A 2,279-nucleotide genomic window follows, 5' to 3' on the forward strand; every position below is an offset into this window, starting at 1 on the left:
CACGCCCACATCCTCGCATGGTCATCCTGGCGCAGGGCCCATCAGGCCAACGCGCGCAAGGCCCATCTCAGGCAAAAATTACAACTGTAATGCTAAATCCGTATGCAAGGATCACCTCTCTGCCGAGATCGTACGCCAGCTCAATCTTTATCGCGATCACCTCGATGAGCTGTTCGGCACGGTTAACGACCCGGTTATTCCCAACAGCCCCGAAGGTAAGCCTTGGCGCATCACAACACGGCAATTTCGTCGGACGATCGCGTGGCATATCGCCAACCGTCCTTTCGGCACGATTGCCGGCATGATCCAGTATAAGCATGCCTCCGTCGCTGCCTTTGAGGGCTATGCCGGCTCCAGCAAGTCCGGCTTTCGCGCCGAGATCGAGAACCAGCGTGCTCTTGGGCAACTCGATGACCTACTGGTTTACTTCGATGAGCGGCAAACTGGCTCGACGCTGTCCGGGCCAGCCGCGCCGCGCATATCGAAGGCTCTTGATTCTGCAACGGCAGAACTTGGCCCCCTTCCGGTCATGATTGCAGATCGCGCGCGGCTTCGCACGATGTTCGCCAGTCTCGCGCGCACACTACACGTCGGCGTGCTTGCGGATTGCTTTTTCGATCCCGGAACCGCCCTGTGCCTTAAGCAGACAGCCAATGCCGACAACAAGACGCCGCTGACGGTGCTGTGCCAACCGACACGTTGTCCAAACGCCTGCATCACCCCCAGGCACCGGCCAGCGTGGGCACGTTCCGCAGACGAGGCGAGAGCCGCCCTCAAAGAGAAGCGGTTGTCTTCGCTACAGCGCTCCGCTCTGCACCGGGATCTCGCGCGCGTCGAGGCTGTCCTCGACGATATCGATCGCGGCAACTGACGTCAGAACTCCAGGCCTGATGTTGTGGCCGCGCCGGATGGCTCTCGCCGGCGTCCGTCCCGGCTTAGTCGGAGCGCGCGATGCCCCGCACGGCCGCGCAACGGCTGATCGCCGTCCTCCGCTGTCGCTTCGGCTCTGCGAGTGCGCGGTCGCGCTCTCGGGCATCGCAGGTGGCTGCTCCGCCGCCGGGGACGGACCCCGGCCGAACGGGAGCCCCCATCATGATGAGACAGCACAGAACCAAAGACGGCCGCCCTGTCGGGCGGCGGGAGAGGACGAGGAGGGCCGGAATCGGGCGGCCGGTTGAGGGAGTGAGAGAGGCTTGCTCCGCTGGCCGCGGAGATTCTCCCATGTCCCATACCTCGAGTTCGGCGGAGCGCGCTGATGTCTACATGCGGAATCCGAGGCAAAGCGGCCACCGATTCCGACGGAGAGCGGCCACCGATTCCGATCGAAAGCGGCCACCCAATCCGAACGAAGGCGGCCACCCTGTTGATAGGGTGAGGCGGGGCGCGTTGTCGGCAGTCTGAACGGGGCAAGGTCCTCCTTTTGCGGTCCACGCAATGGGAGGCCTGATGCCCGCCGAGAGATTGCCGATGCGGAAAATTCGAGAAGTTCTGCGCCTGAAGTATGCCTGTGGGGCGAGCGAGCGGGTGATTGCCCGATCGGTCGGGATCGGCCGTACGGCGATCGCGGAGTATGTCCGCCGCGCCGCGGTGACCGGCATCACCTGGCCGATACCGGAGGAGCTCGACGACAGCGCGCTGGAGCGCAAGCTGTTCGCGCCGGCCGGCTACAACCCACCGCGGTCGAAGCCGCTTCCGGAGTGGGGACACATCCATGCCGAGCTGCGCCGCCGCGGCGTGACGCTGGTGCTGCTGTGGGAGGAATATCGCGGCCATCATCCCGACGGCTACGGCTACAGCCGGTTCTGCGATCTTTACGTCGAATGGCGCCACGGGATCACGGCGACCATGCGGCAGACCCACGCGGCCGGCGAAAAGCTGTTCGTGGACTTCGCCGGCGATACCGTGCCGGTGTTCGACGGGCTCACCGGGGAGGTCCGCGCCGCCAAGATCTTCGTCGCGGTCATGGGAGCGTCGAATTACACCTTCGTCCAGGCTCGGTTCAGCGAGGCGCTGCCCGACTGGATCGGCGCCCATGTGGACGCGCTCACCTTCCTGGGCGGGGTGCCGAAGGCGCTCGTCTGCGACAATCTGAAGGCCGGGGTGACGGCGGCGAGCCGCTACGAGCCAGGCGTCAACCGGACCTACCAGGATCTCGCCGCCCATTACGGCACCACCATTATGCCGGCGCGGCCCCGCAAGCCGCGCGATAAGGCGAGCGCTTCATACTGCACCTCATTCCTTTGATGGCGCGGTGATGGCGGTGAGCTGCGCCGGACGGG

Annotated in this window: 1 protein-coding gene and 1 pseudogene; both read left to right on the forward strand. The window is 64.9% G+C overall.

What is annotated here, in order from left to right:
- A pseudogene (locus K289_RS52035) lies at positions 1-871 on the forward strand (hypothetical protein); the annotation flags it as partial.
- 596 nt (positions 872-1,467) lie between these two features.
- Positions 1,468-2,244, forward strand: a complete 777-nt coding sequence (gene istA / locus K289_RS47335; protein ID WP_245284150.1) for an IS21 family transposase — start codon at positions 1,468-1,470, stop codon at positions 2,242-2,244.
- Positions 2,245-2,279: the final 35 nt, after the last annotated feature.

It is taken from the genome of Bradyrhizobium sp. Cp5.3, assembly GCF_000426265.1.
GTDB classification, from domain to species: Bacteria; Pseudomonadota; Alphaproteobacteria; order Rhizobiales; family Xanthobacteraceae; genus Bradyrhizobium; species Bradyrhizobium neotropicale.

Bases quoted from the DNA above. Each gene is read 5' to 3' on its own strand.
- istA (WP_245284150.1), top strand. From the start codon at position 1,468: ATGCGGAAAATTCGAGAAGTTCTGCGCCTGAAGTATGCCTGTGGGGCG.